Raw genomic sequence first — 17,101 nt, 5'->3', positions numbered from 1 at the left:
CTCACGGTGAAAAATACTATCGAATAAATGGATTAAACTGCTTTTCGCTCCCCACAGTCGTCGTCGGGCCATGGCCGGTATACAGCGTTGTCGAATCCGGCAATGGCAAAATAACATTGTGAATCGAGGCCATGAGGGTCTGATAGTCCCCACCAGGCAAATCGTGCCTGCCGACTGACCGTTGAAAAATGACATCCCCGACAAAAACGAGCGACAACTCCGGGAAATACAAGGTCACGCTTCCGGGAGTATGCCCAGGCGTCAGCATGACTTCACATTTTTCTTCCAGGAAATGGTACGTTCCACACGGCAGAGGCTCATGGTCGATCGGACCGCAGGACTCCGAGTACATGCACTCTTTCCATGTACTGATCTCCTGATCGATAAGCACTTCATCGTCGGGATGAATGTAAATTTTGGCACCCGTACTCTGTGAAAGTCGCATTGCACCGTAAAAATGATCGAGGTGCGTATGGGTGATAATAATATGGGTGACGTGCAACTGTTCTTTGGCAATGGTCTCAACCAACGCCGGGCAGTCGTCACCAGGATCTATGACAATGGCCTCAGTCCCTTTGGACACAAGGTAACAATTCGTCTCGTAGGCACTGACTTGAAATGATCGAATATGCATCTGGGATTCCTTTCTTCAATGCACAGAGTCTACGGAGGGATCAATCTCCGTAGACTCTGTGTTTAATTGGGGTGGAGGTTAAGACAAATGCTTATCCCAATTCTTGATATCCTTGAGAAAGGCGAACAAGATGAGCAGTGAAATCACAAAGGTTGGGTATCCTGCCCACACCATTGCATTTTTAACTGTCTGCAAGCCGCCAATGTACAGGAATGCTATGGACAAAACGCAGGTAACGACACACCAGAACAAACGGGTGAATTTTGATGGGTCCTCGTCCGCGGGAAGGTTCGGCTGAGAAACCAGTGCATTACCGTACACAGCGCTTTGGATAAAGGTCCATCCGGAGATAAAGGCATAGATCAACAGAAGGACCATAATCACGTTAGAGAAAGGCAACTTGGAAATCACGTAGGTGATAGCCATGTAAGGATCCTGATCGATCATGGCCTTATATTGGGCCGGATCACCAAGATAGGTTTCCAAGGCATAGTTACCCATTGACCAGAAGAAGATTGCGCAACCTATGGCACTCGCAATAACGATACCCAGGACGCATTCACGGACTGTCCGGCCCTTGCAGAGCTTGCTGTAGAACTGCGCAGCTCCCAGCACGGACGCGATGAAGAACATGGCGTAGAAGATTGTCCAGGACTGTGACCAGGCGCTCGTGTTCAAGCTCATGACCACGAAGTTCTGCATCCACAAGGCCGTGGAGGAAACAATGTTGTTGCAGTACTGGCCGGTATCGCCAACCAGGAAGATGAACAACGCAATGCCGAAGAACATGTACAGTCTGGCGTTACTGATGAAGGTCATGCCTTTTTTCAGGCCGGTGTACATGGCCACGGTCATGCACGCCACAACCACGAGAAGGATGCCGGTATCAAGAGCCAACGTATGCTCGACACCAAAGATTTTACTGAAGAAGGTACTGATGATGGGAACACTGACGGCCAAGGAATATCCGGCGTTGGAGAAAATGATTCCAACGAGGAAAATGCAGTCAATGACTTTGCCCACAGGACCGTTTGCGTGTTTTTCACCGATCAGGCTCGAACAGGCGGCACTGACTCGGGAGGTGTCTTCGTTTCTGACAAAGAGCAAAAAGGCGAAAGCAATACCCATAATGGCGTATGGAGCAAATCCGAGAACTCCCCAGTGGAAGATCGGATAGGCAACGCCCCACTGAATGGCTTCTTGGGAAAAAGCCTCAATGCCAAACGGCGGACCAGCAATGTAGTAATAGAATTCAATGAAGACCCAGTACACGATACTTGCGGAAGAACTGTAGGCAAACAGCATCGCATAAAATGAAAAAGTGCTGGAGTCAGGCTTTTCGTTGCCGAAACGCTTGTTCGCATATTTTCCAAAAATAAAATACAGACACAACAGAACACAAGCAAATTCAAAAACCAGCAACATCCAACCGAAATTCTGGTTCATGAAATGAAAAGAATCCGTCATGAAGACATTCATGCCTTCAGGGTCCATGAAAATTGCCAGTGCAAAACCTAATACTATAAGAATTGCAGGGACACTCACCCAGTAATCGATACTGCGATCGATCACTTCTCCTGAAGTTTCTGAGACTTTTTTAGCCATCTCGCTTTCCTTTTTTGTAACCTAGCCAGGGTAAAACCCCGTAACAAATTCCCCTACTGCCCTCTGACAAGCCCCTACGCATCGAACTCCGTATTTATTGATTCCAACAAACACCATAGGGACAAATTTCACATACTCTTAGCAACAACCAGGCCAACTGCATTTTATACCATAAAAACAGATGTTTAACGGTTTTTTAAGAACAATATTGAGACGAAAACAGCCCATAAAAAGCCCTTTTGTCTTCTCCGAGTTTACGCTTTAAAAAGGCTGTCGTGCGCTCGCTTTCAGCCGCGACACCGGGGATTCGGTCCAAACGAGAAAAGCGCCCTGGACACGCCGGGACGCTTCTAAAAACGCAAGATTCATCTGAAGACACCAAAAAAGGACTCATCCACCGTTCATTGACACAGTTATCATGCATCAATGGCGCGTTGAATGAGTCCTGTCGGCGTCCCTGTCGAAACAGTGGAACGCCGTCTATCAGGCATTTTCAGTGTGCACGATCTTGAATCAGATTCGTTTCAGCCTCTCTATGTTCATCATCTCGACAGTGCAGACACGGGTTCACTTAAAGCTGTTCTGACTTGAGAAACTTAAACAACGAAAACAACATGAGCAGCATCAGGAAGGAAATGGGGAATCCACCAATCACCGCAGCCGTCTGGCAGGCCTTCAATCCTCCAACGAGAATGAGCGTGACCGCCAACACCGCAATGGAGATTCCCGAAGCCATTCTGATCGTTCTGCTCGGTTCAGCCGAACCATTCGTCAACTGCATGGAGCAGAAATAGGCAGACGAGTCAGCCGAAGTGACCATGAAGACCATCAACATGAACATAGTCATGATGGAAATGAAAAATCCCATGGGCCACTGGCTCACCATCACGTAAAAACCAGCCCCGATATCTTTTTGAATTTCTGTCCAAAGCGGGACCGTTCCACTCATTTCGGTATACACGGCGGAAATGCCAAACGTGGTGTACCAGATAATACAGGTCACCGTGGGAATGAGCGTACATGCCAGCAACACTTCCCGCAGCGTGCGGCCCTTGGAAATTCTGGCAAGAAAGCCACCCACAAACGGCACAAAAGAGAACCACCAGCCCCAGTAAAAGACCTTCCAGTATCCCATCCACTTGCCGCCAAGTGCCTGTTCCGTGGCATCGGTATGGAACGTCAGGTAGACGATGTTCCCGAAATATTCACCAAACACCTGCACGATCCAATTCATGATATGCAAAGTCGGCCCGGCAAGGAGCACATAGCAAAACACAGCCATGGCGATATACGCATTGAAATTGCTCAATGTCTTGATTCCCGAATCGATTCCCCGCCACACGGACCAGCAAAAACCCGCGCTGACCACGGCTGTCAGACAGATCATCCTGAACGTATCAAGTTCAATTCCGAAAACATAATGCAAACCGAACTTCAATGAAATCAATCCTAAACCGATTGATGTGGCAATGCCAAGAAAGTTGACGATCATCGCAATCAGTTCAACCACGGCAGAAAAGGGTCGAGAATAGGCCTTATCGCCAAGCAAACCATAAAATGCCGTCGAAAAAGTCAGTGGCAACCCTCTTCTGAAGGCTGGCAGGCCAATGCATACGCCTGCAACGGCAAAGACACCGAACCCACCGATTCCCGTGTGCATGATCGTAATTTGGAATGACTGTTTCAAAGCTTCCATACTCCCAGCCACAGCCCCCAAAGGAGGTTGTTTCCAATGGAAAAGCGGCTCTGCCACGGCCCAAACAACGACTGAAACGGCGAATGAGCAGCCAATCAACATGGCGATCCATGAAAAAGTGGAAAAACTCGGGACATCATCCGCCTTTCCGAGCTTGAGAGAACCATACTTGGTCAAAGGAATAATAAAAACCGGCAAGCAAAAAAAACCATTCAACCCAATATACCACCAGCCGAAATAATGACTGATAAAATCTTTGACCACTCCCATCTGCTGTCCCATAAGGTCAGGATTCAGAGCGGCATATCCGACGATCAGACCTAAAGCCAAAAGGCTTGTTATGACCAAAAGATAATTAATATTCGCAGGCTCTTTCTGGGAATTCTCAAACTCTTCCTGGCTAAGATCGACTAACTCTTTTTGCATATCTGTACCTAGTGTATTTGAAATTGCTATTTCCCATAAATAGCAAAAAGCACACCACCATCACTGGGTTGCAGCAGGACCACAGCAGAGTAACACATGACAGAATATTGGGAAATACACGGGAAAAGCACACAATCTTCGTCTATATCGAATACTATGAGCAGCGAGGCGTTTTTCAAAATATTGAGACCGATTTTCACGAAACACTTCGATGCTCTAATGAATCACAATGAGTAGAGATATTGATTAATATCCTGTAAATTCTGGATAAAATATTTTCACGGCATTGGTTAATACAAACAGAAAAAAAACAGACGACGAGTGAATCCTTTCACACCCGCAAAATTGCAACACAGCGACAATCTTGCTTACTTCGAAATCACAATTACTTCATAAAAAACAGTCTATTGTGAAAAGTATCACATTAAAATCCCTCCTTTGTACGCCCGTCAAACCAAAAATGACACACTCGAAATATGCATCAAAAGTGCAAAACAGTTTGTGAAAAAAAGCCTTATAATCGGGAACTTGTTCTATTTTGAACATTTTTGACGTGCTCAAATATCGATTCATGGATGAAAACCGAAACAAAATCACTTAATCCACCCGATGATTTTTTTTAAAACCGATTGAGGAGCACGGACTTTGAGATATTTGAATTTTTATTGTGATTCATGCAGGAAAATTACCACTCAATACCGCTCAATCCGCTTTCATACACACAAATTTCACAAGCTGGCAGCATATATTGACCAAAATTTCTCAAAGGACGCGTCTGGCAGCGATTTGAGACCTCTGTCACCCCCAACCCGACAAAAAGTGTCAACCGCCAGTTGACCATTTCCTCTGAAGCGCAAAGTTGCACTTTACAATCGAGTGTTTTTTTCACTGCAATTTTGTGCACACTTTCACGTCCGACGACTCTTTCGTCTGTGTTTTTTTCAAAAACCATTTCAACTTTGGCTTTGGCATACTGATTGCTTAATGTGTGTGACTCTCGGTAGCTCAAGCATCATACAAGAATATGAGACAATGCTTTTCTTTGAATTTCATTGTTCAACACCATCGAAGATTCTTTGTATGCTTCGACCTTCTCAAGAGTTGTTGTATAATTTAGGTGCGAAAGTTTCATCTTAATACAAAAAATAGTGGACGATCATATACATTACTAAATGTATGCGAAGTACACCACACAAAGGAAGGAGTCATTCATGGCTAACGCATTGACAGAAGAACAAAAACTGATTGTTGCAAGTATGAAAGAACTGATGACCCGGGAAAACTGGGATGATTATTTCAAGGAATGCGACAATGAGCACAAGTTCCCTGAAAGATTTTGTAAGGCACTTGCAGAACTTGGCCTTCACCAGATCGTCAACCCTGTTGAATACGGTGGACTGGAAGAAGATGCCATGGTGACTTTCGTGGCTGCATGGGAAGAAGTACTGCGCCTTGGCGGTAACGCTGCAAGCATCTGGTTCTCCACCACCTACCCTGTCTTGTTCCGGGAAGGCACCGAAGAGCAAATCAAACTCGCTGAAGAGATGATGGCAACCGGCCTGACCAAAATTGGTAATGCTGCCACCGAGCCTGGTGCAGGTTCCGACCTCGGCGCCATGAAGACCAACTACGTCCGCAAAGACGGCAAAGTCTACATCAACGGCCAGAAGACTTTCTGCACAGACGCCACATACAGCGACTACATCATCGTGACGGCCCTGGATGCCGAAACCATGACCAATTACACCAACTGGTTGGTTCCCACCAACGCTCCCGGCGTGACCATCTCCGGTCTGGAAAAACTGGGCCTGAAGACCAACAGCGCCGGTGAAATCTACCTCGATAACGTCGAAGTGGAAGAAAAAGACATGATCGGTGCAGAAGGTGCTGGTTTCTCCATGCAAAAAGATGACTTCAACCAGGAACGCATCATTTCCGGTCTCTACTGCTACGGCTATGCCCTGTGTGCATTCGAAGACGCTGCCAAGTATGCCAACCAGCGCATCCAGTTCGGCGAAGCCATTGGTCGTACTGAACTGATCCAGCTGAAGCTTGCCAACATGAAGACCAAGCTGACCAACATGAAGCACATGGTCTACACCGGTGCTGAAATGGTCGATGCAGGCACTCTGGATAAAGGCTACGCCGCCATGTGCAAATACTACTGCGTCACCGCTGCTCAGGAAGTCACTGACGACGCCCTCCAGATCCTCGCCGGTGTCGGCATCTGCGGCGATCACAGAGCCAGCCGCGCCTGGAGAGACATCCGTGCCTCCCGCGTTTCCGGTGGTACCGACGAAATGATGATCCTGACCCTCGGCCGCAGTGTTCTCAAGGAATACAGAGGCTAGTCGTTGTGATTGAGCGGTACGCACCGCTCAAGAAACGAATCTTCAAAAAGAGCAGAGATTCTGACGATCTCGACGGAATCTCTGCTCTCGAAGTGACACACGAGACTGTTCTCAGAAAAAGACTGAATCAAACAGACGATAAGTGAGTACGCAATGAAAAATAATGTGAAGGAATTCTTCGATAACTCAAATCACCGCCCGCCAAAATTTGGCGTGTTGCAAGATGTCAAAGTCGTCTTTTCCGCTGTTGAAGTTGCCGGTCCCCTGGGTCCCCACTTCATGGCAGAATGGGGTGCTGATGTTATCTGGCTCGAAAACGTGAATGGTGGAGACACCAACCGCAACTACCGCCCTTCCGAGCATGAGCACAGAAACGACCGTTCCATGTCTCTCGACATCTTTGCCGATGAAGGAATGGAAGTTTTCAAAAAACTCATCAAGGAAGCCGATGTCTTTCTGGTTGCAGGTAAAGGCCCGAACTTCATCAAGAAGGGCATCACTGACGAATTCCTGTGGGACATCAACCCCAAACTCGTCATCACCAGAATTTCCGGCTACGGCCAAGAAGACGCCGATCCCAATTTCATCGATCGCCCCTGCTATGACGGTATTGCCCAGGCAATGTCCGGCTACATGAGCCAGAACGGTACCCCGGAATCTCCGATGCCTGCATACCCGTATGTCGGCGACCTCTTCACCGCCATGTTCGGCCTGTCTTCCACCCTTGCCGCACTGATTCGCGCTCGCGACACAGGAAAAGGCGAAAGCATCGACATCGCCATGACTGAAGTCCTGATGCGTCTCTCGACCTACAACCTGGTCGATTACCTGAACGATGGCAGATTGTACCCCCGTCCGGGCGCAAAAGACCCCATCCAGGGTGCCACCGGCATTTACAAGACCAAAGACGGTTTCCTGTTTACCAACATTCTCGGTCGCAAGCAGATGAAGACCCTGTTCTCCATGATCGGTTGCGACGATATCTACGGCACCGGCGACTTCAAGGAAGGCTTCTCGTTCATCAACATGAACTGGGACAAGGCCGACTATGTGGAATCAAAGGTCGAAGAGTATTTCACCACCAAAACCAACGAAGAACATATCGCCATTTTCGACGGTATGCGGGTTGCTGCCGCTCCTGTCCTCGGCTTCCAGGACATCGTCAAGCATCCCCAGTATCAGGCCCGCGACTGCTGGCTGAACTGGGAAACCATGACGACTGAGGAAGAGTACAAGGGCGTCAACATTGTTCCCAGATTCAAGGTGAACCAGCCGAAGATTTGGCGTTCCATGCCCCATGTCGGCTATGACAACGACGCCATTCTCGAAGACCTTGGATATGGTCAGGAACAGATCGATCAGTTGTACGACAAGGGTGTCATCTTCCGCGATGACAAAGAAAAATAAGAGGATACCATGGCATATTCATACGAAACGATTAAGTGCGAACTCAGCGAAAACATTGCTGTCATCACACTGAATCAGCCGAAATACAATATCTTGAGCGGACAGATGCTCCGTGATCTCCGCGACGTCATGAACGAATTGGCCGAAGAGTCCGATCTGCGCTGCGTTGTCGTAACCGGTGAAGGCGAAAAAGCCTTTTGCGCTGGTGCCGATGTTGGCGAATTGACCGATCCCACGGTTGACGATCTCGAAGAGACCGATGTCTGGGCTCGTGGCATTTTGACCAAAGTCGCCAACTTCCCGATTCCCATGATTGCCGCAATCAATGGCTACGCACTGGGTGGCGGTCTTGAACTGGCTCTTTCCTGCGACATCCGTATCGCCAGCGAAACCGCCAGGGTTGGCCTCGTGGAAACCTCCCTCGGTCTGATTGCCGGATGGGGCGGAAGCCAGCGTCTGGTCAGAAACATCGGTGCCGGACAGGCCAAAAAGATGATGTTCACAGCAGAGAAACTCACTGCTGCCAAAGCATTGGAAATCGGTCTTGTCCAGGACGTCTTCCCCGCAGAAAAGCTGATGGACGAGGCAATGGATCTGGCTCGCAAGATCAGCGCCAATGCACCCATCTCGAACCGGTTGACCAAAAAAGCCCTGAACTACTACCTGAACATGGGTATTCAGGAAGGTCTGGATCTGGAACGTCAGTTTGACAGAATGACCTACGAATCCACCGATTCCCAAGAGGGCATGAAGGCTTTCGAAGAAAGACGGAAGCCCGTTTTTACCAATAAATAATATGACGGGATGGTACCTGAATCGGGTACCATCCCTATCCGAAATTTTTTGTAGGAGTTCAGGGCGTTCACGATGTCTGAAGATAAATTTGATGCTCTCATAGTTGGTGCCGGTCTGGCGGGGTCTACCTGTGCGTATTTGCTCGCCAAAGCCGGTTTGGAAGTCGTCGTTGTCGAACGAGGCAATTTCCCTGGTGCAAAGAACATGACTGGTGGACGGTTATATGCCCACAGTCTGGAAAAAATCATTCCCGACTTTGCCGAGGAAGCCCCTGTGGAACGATGTATTGTTCATGAAAAAATATCTTTCATGAATGAAGATGGTTGCACCACCATGGACCATTCGAACGTCATGTCCGAAGACCCTGCCGAGCGGTCATACACAGTCCTTCGCTCAAAATTCGACCCATGGCTGGCCGAAAAAGCGGAAGATGAAGGGGCCAACTACATTTCCGGCATTCGTGTCGATGATTTGATCATACGCGACGGCGTGGTCTGTGGTGTCGTTGCCGGAGAAGACGAACTCGAAGCCAATGTCGTCATTCTGGCTGACGGTGTCAACTCGCTCCTCGGCCAGAAGGCCGGGCTGGTGAACAAGCTGAGCCCGCACCATTGCGCTGTTGGTGTGAAGGAAATCATTCAACTGTCCAAGCAGCAGATCAATGACCGTTTTGGCTGCACCGACAAGGAAGGCGCAGCATGGCTGGTGGCCGGAACACCGTCTGACAATCAAATGGGTGGCGGCTTCCTGTATACCAATGAAGAAAGTATCTCATTGGGTCTTGTCTTTGGCCTGCACAACATTGACTCGGTCACCAAGAGCGTTCCGCAAATGCTGGAAGATTTCAAACAGCATCCGATGATCGCACCCCTGATCGAAGGCGGAAAACTCATGGAATATTCCGCTCACGTCGTGCCCGAAGGTGGACGTGCAATGATCCCCAAAATGGTTGATGATGGCATCCTTATTGCCGGAGATGCCGCTGGATTGTGCCTGAACGTGGGATACACCGTTCGCGGAATGGATCTGGCCATCGCATCCGGTGAAGCTGCTGCCAAGGCCGTTCTCAAAGCCAAGGAAGCGGATAATTTCACCGCAGATTCCTTGTCCAGCTACACGAAACTGTTGGAAGACAGCTTTGTGATGAAGGACTTGAACCTGTACAGCAAAATGCCGGAATTCCTCGATAACAATCGCATGTACAACGAATATCCAGAGATGGTGAATTCCATGATGCATGACTTGTTTACCGTGAAAGGGGCATCCACCCCCCTGCGCAAATCGTTCATGGGCCACTTGAAAAAGGCCGGATTCATGAATTTGCTCAAAGATGGCTGGAAAGGAGTACGATCAATATGAGTAATGAAGTCAATACCGATATAAAACTTGGGGTCAACAAATTTTTCGTTGACGAAGATGGCGCACACATCAAGCTGAAAGAAAATGCTGATCGTGCCGAAGTGAAAAAGCTGATCGCTGCCTGTCCTGCCGGGCTGTACAAGATCGACGACGAGGACAACCTCCAGTTCGACTATGCAGGCTGTCTCGAGTGTGGCACATGCCGCATCCTGTGTGGCGACACCATCCTCGAAAGCTGGGAATACCCGCAGGGAACATTTGGCGTCGAATTCAGATTTGGCTAGCCTGAAAAAAAGAACACCCATTGAATCCAATGGGTGTTCTCCATCTCACATTTTATTCATCAACATATTTTGTAATCAGCCCATGCAGATGCTGCCGAGAAATATGAATCGCCTTCGCTGTCTTTGTGACATTCCCATTGAAATGCTCCAAGGCATGTTTCAAAAACCCTTCGTTGAATGACGTGTTAAATTCATCCAGAGCCTTTTGATGCGCCGCCTTATAATCACCAATTTTATAAACAGGACTCGGCTGGCGTTTGGCACTGTCAAGCGCATCCTGCGCACAATGACATCGCAAAATTTCATTGATGTAGTACGGCAGATGACGGGGCTGAATAATTGTTTCATTACCCTCGATCATATTCCCCGCATGTTCGATGATATGAGACAGCTCTCTGCAATTGCCCGGGAATCCATACTGCCCAAAAATCGCATATGTCTCTTCCGAACACCCAGATATATTTGTCGAAAGCTTCGCATTGATAAGACTGATGAAATGATTGGTAAGCAATCGTACTTCATCCAGACCACGCTCTCTGAGTGGCGGAACCCGGATACCGATCACAGCGATTCTGTAAAACAAGTCAGGCTTCAAAAGCCCTTTGTCCATGGCCTCGAGAGGGTTGCAGTTCATGGAAGAAAGCACTCTGACATTGACAGACGTCCGTTTGTTGCCACCGACTTTTCGGACCGTTTTCGTCTCTAGCACTCGCAGAATCTTGCTCTGCGTTTCAATGTTCAACGTATGCAATTCGTCCAGGAAAAGCGTTCCTCCATCAGCCTCTTCAAACAATCCCCGCTTATCGAGCGCATCGGTGTAGGACCCTTTTGTCGTCCCGAAAAGCGTACTTTCCATGAGATTTTCTGGAATTTCAGCGCAGTTCACAGCGACAAAGGGACGTTGCTCGTTTCCATAAAAAGAATGAATACTCTGTGCAAACAGTTCCTTACCTGTGCCGGTTTCCCCAATGATGAGAATAGAGGAATCCGTCTTTGCCACTCGTTTTGAAAGCTTGATAGCTTCGTCCATTGCCGGGCAAGAGCAAATGATATCACTAAAGGAAAACAGGTCGCCATGCTGCTTGACGATGGACTTGCTGGTATCAAGAAACTGCGTTTCAGATGTATCGACATACCGGACCGCCTTCTTCACATCATCGAGATAGCGATAAATTGTGATGGCTCCGACTGGCGAATTATTTTCTATGATGGGAAAAGAATTATAGAGAAATTCGATCGCCCGCTCAGCCTTGGTCGATTTGTATTTTAAGAGGAGATCCCTATACGGCTTTCCGGAAGAAAGCGTGTTGAGCAGGATGCTCGAATCTTTGGTCAGTTCAAAGGCTTCGGTGACATGCAACCCGATAAGCTCATCCGCAGTTGTCAAATCATACGTGCAGTTTGGAGAGATATAGATGTAAAAACCCCTCTCATCTATGACCTCAATGAAATTCCCAAGCGCAGCAAGACAATCAAGCAAATTTCGGGTTTGACGCGAAAGTTTGAATTTTTCTTTGATCTTCATAGTGACCCCCACAACAAGTAAGAAAAACAAAAAAACACCGACTGAAGCAGTCGCAAATTCAGGATGGTCTTCGTATTCCGAATTCACACTTTTAGCAATATGGAAATTTTACGCCATACAAAAATATGTTTTTCCATGGTGTGGAGTATGTTTTTTTTAAAAGAAACAAAGAAAAGACCGCAGAATCAACCGTCGGGCACTCGCTCAAAGACACAGATAAACTGCGTTCATTTTTCGAGGAATATGGACGATGTCAACAGCCTTATACACAGCCAAACAGGAACTCAGCCACAGCACGGAAAGTACCGCCTGACACCCGCAGCCGTCTTTCAAATTTTCTCCATTATTTCAAGAACAAGCCTGTAGCACTCTCGGGATTCTCAAGAATTTCCTCGGGCGTTCCGCTGGCCACGATCTGACCACCATGTTCGCCGCCACCTGGACCAAGATCAATAACATGATCGGAGGCCATGATGACATCGGTATTGTGCTCGATAACAATGACCGTGGCATTTTTATCAACCAACGCGTGCAGGACACGGATGAGCTTGCCCACCTCGTGCATGTGCAAGCCAGTGGTCGGCTCATCAAGGATATATAACGCTCCCGGAAGCTTCCGCTTGCCCAATTCGCGCGAGATCTTGATCCGCTGGGCCTCACCGCCTGACAATGTCGTGGCCGGCTGCCCAAGCCGCAGATAGTCAAGCCCTACCTGAGAAAGTACCTCCAACTTGCGCATCAATGATGGATGATTGGCAAAAAACTCCTTGGCCTGACGCACGGTCATATTCAAGACATCCGCAATGCTCTTTCCCTTGTATTCCACCTCAAGGGTCTGGGTGTTATACCGCTTGCCCTTGCACGCTTCACACGTGACATACACATCCGGAAGAAAGTGCATCTCCACCCGAATTTGTCCGTCACCCTTGCATGCTTCACAGCGGCCACCCTTGACGTTGAACGAGAATCGACCGGGCTTGTACCCCCGTTTACGGGCCTCTTTTGATCCGGCGAAGATCTTCCGAATCTCGTCAAATATTTTGGTATATGTCGCGGGGTTCGATCGCGGTGTCCGACCAATGGGCGTCTGGTCGATGGAAATGACCTTCTCGATTTTTTCCAGTCCATCTATACCACCGATCTTTCCGGGATTATTCGCTTTTTGCCCACGATGCAACAACAGATGCTTGTACATGGAATCCATGACCAACGACGATTTACCCGAACCGGACACACCAGTCACACAGGTCATGACTCCGAGCGGGATATCCACATCGAGATTCTTGAGATTGTTGGTCTGCACGTTTCGAAGAGTGATGTGTTCCTTGGCCGTGCGCCGCGATTTTGGCGGCTCAATGCACATGTCTCCCCGCAAATACTTGCCGGTCAGGGAATCCGCCGTCAGCAGGGAGTCCACGGGGCCTTGATACACGATTTCTCCACCGAGCCATCCGGAACTGGGACCTATTTCAATGATATGATCTGCCTCGCGAATGGTTTCCTCGTCATGCTCGACAACGAGCACGGTGTTGCCACGGCGTTGCAATGATCGAAGCGTGTTCAAAAGTCGCTGATTGTCACGGGGATGCAGCCCGATGGACGGCTCATCAAGGACATAGGTCACCCCGACCAGCCCGGAACCGAGCTGTGAGGCCAACCGGATACGTTGGGCCTCTCCACCGGACAAGGTGCCCATATTCCGCCCCAAAGACAGATATTCCAGCCCCACATTCACCATGAAGCCCAGTTTGTGGGTCAATTCCTTGAGCAGCGGCTCGGAAATCAAGGTGTCATGACCGTTGAATTTCAGCTCGTTCAACCAATCAAGCGCACGCTGGATGGACATGGATGCGAATTCAAACAAATTCTTGTCCGCCACCCGCACAGCCAATGCTTCTGGTTTGAGCCGCGCGCCCTGACACTCTGGACATGGCCGTGACTGCTGAAACCGGGCCGTCCAATGGTCCCACACGCCGGACTGCATCTGTCCATATTCCAAAATAGGGACAATCCCCTGCCAATCCACTTTGGGATTGCCAAAAAACAGATCGTCCCACGCCTCGGCAGAGAAATCAGACAGCGGCGTATCAAGCGTCACCCCATGCAACGAGCACAGGGCCTTGAGTTTCGGGCCATATTGTTCCTGCCGATACGCTGACTTCCACGGAATGACGCCACCTTCATTCAAGGACAGTCCCTTGTTGGGCGCAATGAGATCCGGCTCAAAATATTCAACGGTCCCAATACCATTACAAGTAGGACAGGCTCCCTGCGGCGAGTTGAAGGAAAACAACTGTGGTGTCAGGCGCGGCATGGAAATTTTGCAGGATGGGCAGGTGGACAGCGTGGACATAAATATATCACCCGGGGTTTCCCCTCCGACCACGGTCACGATCAGTCGCTCATCGCCCCGTTCCAACGCCAGCTCCACGGAATCCGTGAGCCGTTTCTTGATACCATCCTTGAGCACCAGCCGATCCACGACCAGTTCAATGGTATGTTTTTTATGTCTTTCGAGATCAGGAACATCATCGAGAGAGGTCATTTGACCATTCACCCGAACACGCACAAACCCCTCTTTCTTGAGTTTGGCGAACAGGTCTTTGTGTGTGCCTTTCTGATGTTCAATCAGCGGCGCCAAGAGCATGAACTTGGTCCCCTGCTCCAGATCAAGAATACGTTGCACGATCTCATCCGTGGTCTGCGCGGCAATGGGTTTGCCGCACTTGGGGCAATAGAATTTGCCGAGCCGGGCATAAAAGACACGCAAGAAGTCATAAACCTCAGTTACCGTACCGACTGTGGATCGCGGATTGCGCGTGGCTGTCTGCTGCTCCAATGAAATAGCCGGAGACAGCCCTTCGACCTTGTCCACATCCGGCTTGTCCATCTGTGGCAGGAACTGTCGGGCATAGGCGGACAGGGATTCGACGTATCGTCGCTGTCCTTCTGCGTACACAATGTCGAATGCAAGCGTGGATTTACCCGACCCTGACGGGCCACACACCACGACCAGTTGATCGCGGGGGATATCCAAGGTCAAATCCTTGAGATTGTGATGCCGAGCGCCTTCTATATGGATGAATTTTTTATCTGGAGTATGCGTCATTGACCGAGAGTAACCATTCCTGAAAGGAAGGCAAGCGATCCACTAAAAATGCCACTGCGCTGTGCGCCAAAAACGACGATTCACCACACAGGGAGCATGGTTTCAGCCATGACCTTCACGCAAAGGTTTACAGCAAACCGATTGCTGTGTATTTCTTCTCGTCCAAGACAAAGCCAAACCCGTTGTGAAACGGGGACGGAAAGCCACGGATCTCATCGAGACCGCCGGGTTGCCAAAGCCACAATTCCACCATCCACTTGACATGGTCTCCGACCTCTTTGGCAATCCCGGCTTTCCGAAGGAAAAATACATGCGGGACGCAGCAACGCTCGGAATCGATTCTACCGATTCCCAAAAAATAACGGCGAACAATGTTTTCAAGGTTTCGCCCTACATGGTCATCCCCTCCCGGGTTGGCGGATTTTCCCTGTATCTGAAACAGGAGAACAATTTCGTCTTATATGCGGAAAAAGGTGTTTTATTCACCGAAGAGCATACCAAACGGCTTGCCGCACTTGATGTGGAGCATCTCTACGTCAAGGCCTCGGACTACATTTTTTACACCAGCTATCTCCAGGACAACATCATGGACGTTCTGGAAGACGAGACCATCCCCTTGTCCGAACGGGCCAGGGCCTGGAATGACGCGACGGTCGCCATCGCCAAATCCGCCTTTGATCGATCCCTGCCCGCGCCGGTGGACAAACGGCAATTCAAGCGGATCAAATCCCTCATTTCCAATTCCCTCACCTTCCTGACACGGGACGACGCCCTGCGAGAACTCGCCCGGTTCATCCGGGAAGGTGATGATTTGTACCGCCACGGCATTGCGGTCATGGTGTTGACTATCGTCACACTCGCCACCTTCATGAAAGACGAGCATGACACGCTCGTCGCTGTCGGATTGGGGGCCATGCTGCACGACATCGGCAAGCTCGAATTGCCGCAAAACATTTTCATCAACAAGTACGAGAATCTCAACCGGGAAGGCAAAGAGCTGGTCCGTTCCCACCCCGCCCTTGGTGTGGGATATTGTTCATCGCTCCCCCTGCCGCAAGAAACGCTTCAGTGTATTCTGTTTCACCACGAGCGGGAAGACGGCACAGGCTATCCATCTGGTTCAACGGGGAATTTCCTTCCAGACTATGTGAAGGCCCTGACCATGTGCAATCTGTACGACAATCTGGTGTCCGGCAAGGATGGTCGCAAGAAGACGCCATTCGAGGCATTGACCCACATCCGTTCAAAACGGAGTGCCTTTGATCAGAAGATGCTCAAACGCCTGATTTCAGTCCTTGCCCAAGCTGACATGGCATAGATGGAGTTGCCTTTTTCACTGGCTGACGCTAAACAGCGGGCATGAAGAAAAATTCGCGCAGACGACCTCGCAAGAGGATTTGTCCCCCACCGCCGAAGACTTCGGCTCGGACCTACATCCGCATCGACACCGCTGATATTGGTGTATTTCGTTTCCTTTTGGAAGGATACGACAATCTCGGTATTTTTACTGTCGTCAACAAATTCAAAGGAATTTTGGTCTTGCGGTATAGTCCGCACCTCAAGCGAGAGGTACAGGTCTTTTTGAAGGCGGTTGCCACCGAAATGAAGATGGAAGTTATTCCAACACCTTTGGGGCGGTGCTTCGAGCAACGCGCCTAAATGAGAACGCTTGCAGCGGGCTGTTGGGATGCCGCTTGCAGCGGGCTTACAAAAGGACGCTTGCAGCAGTGATGCTTTTCTTGGAGTGAAGAGAAGAAAAAGAATGCGCCTTTGGCGCGGAGCCAGGGTGGGTGCTGCGCACCCGAACCACTTCCATGCCCTCCCGGCGGGGGCCGTTTTTTTGTTGGGGCAAATTGTCAAACCAAACTTAACACCCCGGCAAGTCCCTGCTCCTCAATGATTTCCCAGGT

At 49.4% G+C, this 17,101-nt stretch carries 12 protein-coding genes and 1 riboswitch; of the genes, 7 read left to right on the top strand and 5 right to left on the bottom strand.

Features of this window, described 5'->3' with window-relative positions; genetic code table 11:
* Positions 1-16 precede the first annotated feature (16 nt).
* From GO013_RS05125 to GO013_RS05115, 3 genes are all read right to left on the bottom strand, one after another.
* On the bottom strand, positions 17-634 hold the full coding sequence (locus GO013_RS05125; protein ID WP_163808987.1) for an MBL fold metallo-hydrolase: 618 nt from the start codon (positions 632-634) through the stop codon (positions 17-19).
* 78 nt (positions 635-712) lie between these two features.
* Positions 713-2,239: a BCCT family transporter gene (locus tag GO013_RS05120; RefSeq protein ID WP_163808986.1), complete on the bottom strand. Its 1,527-nt coding sequence runs from the start codon at positions 2,237-2,239 to the stop codon at positions 713-715.
* Positions 2,240-2,810: 571 nt separating this feature from the next.
* A complete protein-coding gene (locus tag GO013_RS05115) occupies positions 2,811-4,361 on the bottom strand; it encodes a BCCT family transporter (protein ID WP_163808985.1) in 1,551 nt (516 codons plus the stop codon).
* Between the two features lie 1,211 nt (positions 4,362-5,572).
* Between GO013_RS05115 and GO013_RS05110 the strand changes: the two genes are divergently transcribed.
* From GO013_RS05110 to GO013_RS05090, 5 genes are all read left to right on the top strand, one after another.
* Positions 5,573-6,712: an acyl-CoA dehydrogenase family protein gene (locus GO013_RS05110; RefSeq protein WP_163808984.1), complete on the top strand. Its 1,140-nt coding sequence runs from the start codon at positions 5,573-5,575 to the stop codon at positions 6,710-6,712.
* 153 nt (positions 6,713-6,865) lie between these two features.
* Positions 6,866-8,119 (top strand): L-carnitine CoA-transferase, encoded by a 1,254-nt coding sequence (gene caiB, locus GO013_RS05105; RefSeq protein WP_163808983.1) that lies wholly within the window; start codon positions 6,866-6,868, stop codon positions 8,117-8,119.
* Between the two features lie 9 nt (positions 8,120-8,128).
* A complete protein-coding gene (locus GO013_RS05100) occupies positions 8,129-8,914 on the top strand; it encodes an enoyl-CoA hydratase-related protein (RefSeq protein ID WP_163808982.1) in 786 nt (261 codons plus the stop codon).
* A 72-nt stretch (positions 8,915-8,986) separates the two neighbouring features.
* Positions 8,987-10,273, top strand: coding sequence for an FAD-dependent oxidoreductase (locus GO013_RS05095; protein ID WP_163808981.1), 1,287 nt, complete (start codon positions 8,987-8,989; stop codon positions 10,271-10,273).
* Positions 10,270-10,557 (top strand): 4Fe-4S dicluster domain-containing protein, encoded by a 288-nt coding sequence (locus GO013_RS05090; protein ID WP_163808980.1) that lies wholly within the window; start codon positions 10,270-10,272, stop codon positions 10,555-10,557. Before GO013_RS05095 ends, GO013_RS05090 begins: the two co-directional genes overlap by 4 nt.
* A gap of 52 nt (positions 10,558-10,609) precedes the next feature.
* Here GO013_RS05090 and GO013_RS05085 read toward each other — a convergent pair whose 3' ends face one another.
* Together GO013_RS05085 and uvrA are read right to left on the bottom strand one after the other, a co-directional pair.
* Entirely contained in the window at positions 10,610-12,082 is a 1,473-nt protein-coding gene (locus GO013_RS05085) for a sigma 54-interacting transcriptional regulator (protein WP_163808979.1), read from the bottom strand.
* Between the two features lie 343 nt (positions 12,083-12,425).
* Positions 12,426-15,191 (bottom strand): excinuclease ABC subunit UvrA, encoded by a 2,766-nt coding sequence (gene uvrA / locus GO013_RS05080; RefSeq protein WP_163808978.1) that lies wholly within the window; start codon positions 15,189-15,191, stop codon positions 12,426-12,428.
* 162 nt (positions 15,192-15,353) lie between these two features.
* Positions 15,354-15,428, top strand: a riboswitch (cyclic di-GMP riboswitch).
* 73 nt (positions 15,429-15,501) lie between these two features.
* Here uvrA and GO013_RS05075 point away from each other — a divergent pair.
* Entirely contained in the window at positions 15,502-16,509 is a 1,008-nt protein-coding gene (locus GO013_RS05075; protein WP_163808977.1) for an HD domain-containing phosphohydrolase, read from the top strand.
* Between the two features lie 41 nt (positions 16,510-16,550).
* Entirely contained in the window at positions 16,551-16,850 is a 300-nt protein-coding gene (locus GO013_RS05070) for a DUF4911 domain-containing protein (RefSeq protein WP_163808976.1), read from the top strand.
* Positions 16,851-17,101 lie beyond the last annotated feature (251 nt).

It is taken from the genome of Pseudodesulfovibrio sp. JC047 (genome assembly GCF_010468615.1).
GTDB lineage: Bacteria > Desulfobacterota > Desulfovibrionia > Desulfovibrionales > Desulfovibrionaceae > Pseudodesulfovibrio.
This window is presented reverse-complemented; position numbering and strand designations above follow the sequence as displayed.

Bases quoted from the DNA above. Each gene is read 5' to 3' on its own strand.
- GO013_RS05125 (WP_163808987.1), bottom strand. From the start codon at position 634: ATGCATATTCGATCATTTCAAGTCAGTGCCTACGAGACGAATTGTTAC.
- GO013_RS05120 (WP_163808986.1), bottom strand. From the start codon at position 2,239: ATGGCTAAAAAAGTCTCAGAAACTTCAGGAGAAGTGATCGATCGCAGT.
- GO013_RS05115 (WP_163808985.1), bottom strand. From the start codon at position 4,361: ATGCAAAAAGAGTTAGTCGATCTTAGCCAGGAAGAGTTTGAGAATTCC.
- GO013_RS05110 (WP_163808984.1), top strand. From the start codon at position 5,573: ATGGCTAACGCATTGACAGAAGAACAAAAACTGATTGTTGCAAGTATG.
- caiB (WP_163808983.1), top strand. From the start codon at position 6,866: ATGAAAAATAATGTGAAGGAATTCTTCGATAACTCAAATCACCGCCCG.
- GO013_RS05100 (WP_163808982.1), top strand. From the start codon at position 8,129: ATGGCATATTCATACGAAACGATTAAGTGCGAACTCAGCGAAAACATT.
- GO013_RS05095 (WP_163808981.1), top strand. From the start codon at position 8,987: ATGTCTGAAGATAAATTTGATGCTCTCATAGTTGGTGCCGGTCTGGCG.
- GO013_RS05090 (WP_163808980.1), top strand. From the start codon at position 10,270: ATGAGTAATGAAGTCAATACCGATATAAAACTTGGGGTCAACAAATTT.
- GO013_RS05085 (WP_163808979.1), bottom strand. From the start codon at position 12,082: ATGAAGATCAAAGAAAAATTCAAACTTTCGCGTCAAACCCGAAATTTG.
- uvrA (WP_163808978.1), bottom strand. From the start codon at position 15,191: ATGACGCATACTCCAGATAAAAAATTCATCCATATAGAAGGCGCTCGG.
- GO013_RS05075 (WP_163808977.1), top strand. From the start codon at position 15,502: ATGCGGGACGCAGCAACGCTCGGAATCGATTCTACCGATTCCCAAAAA.
- GO013_RS05070 (WP_163808976.1), top strand. From the start codon at position 16,551: ATGAAGAAAAATTCGCGCAGACGACCTCGCAAGAGGATTTGTCCCCCA.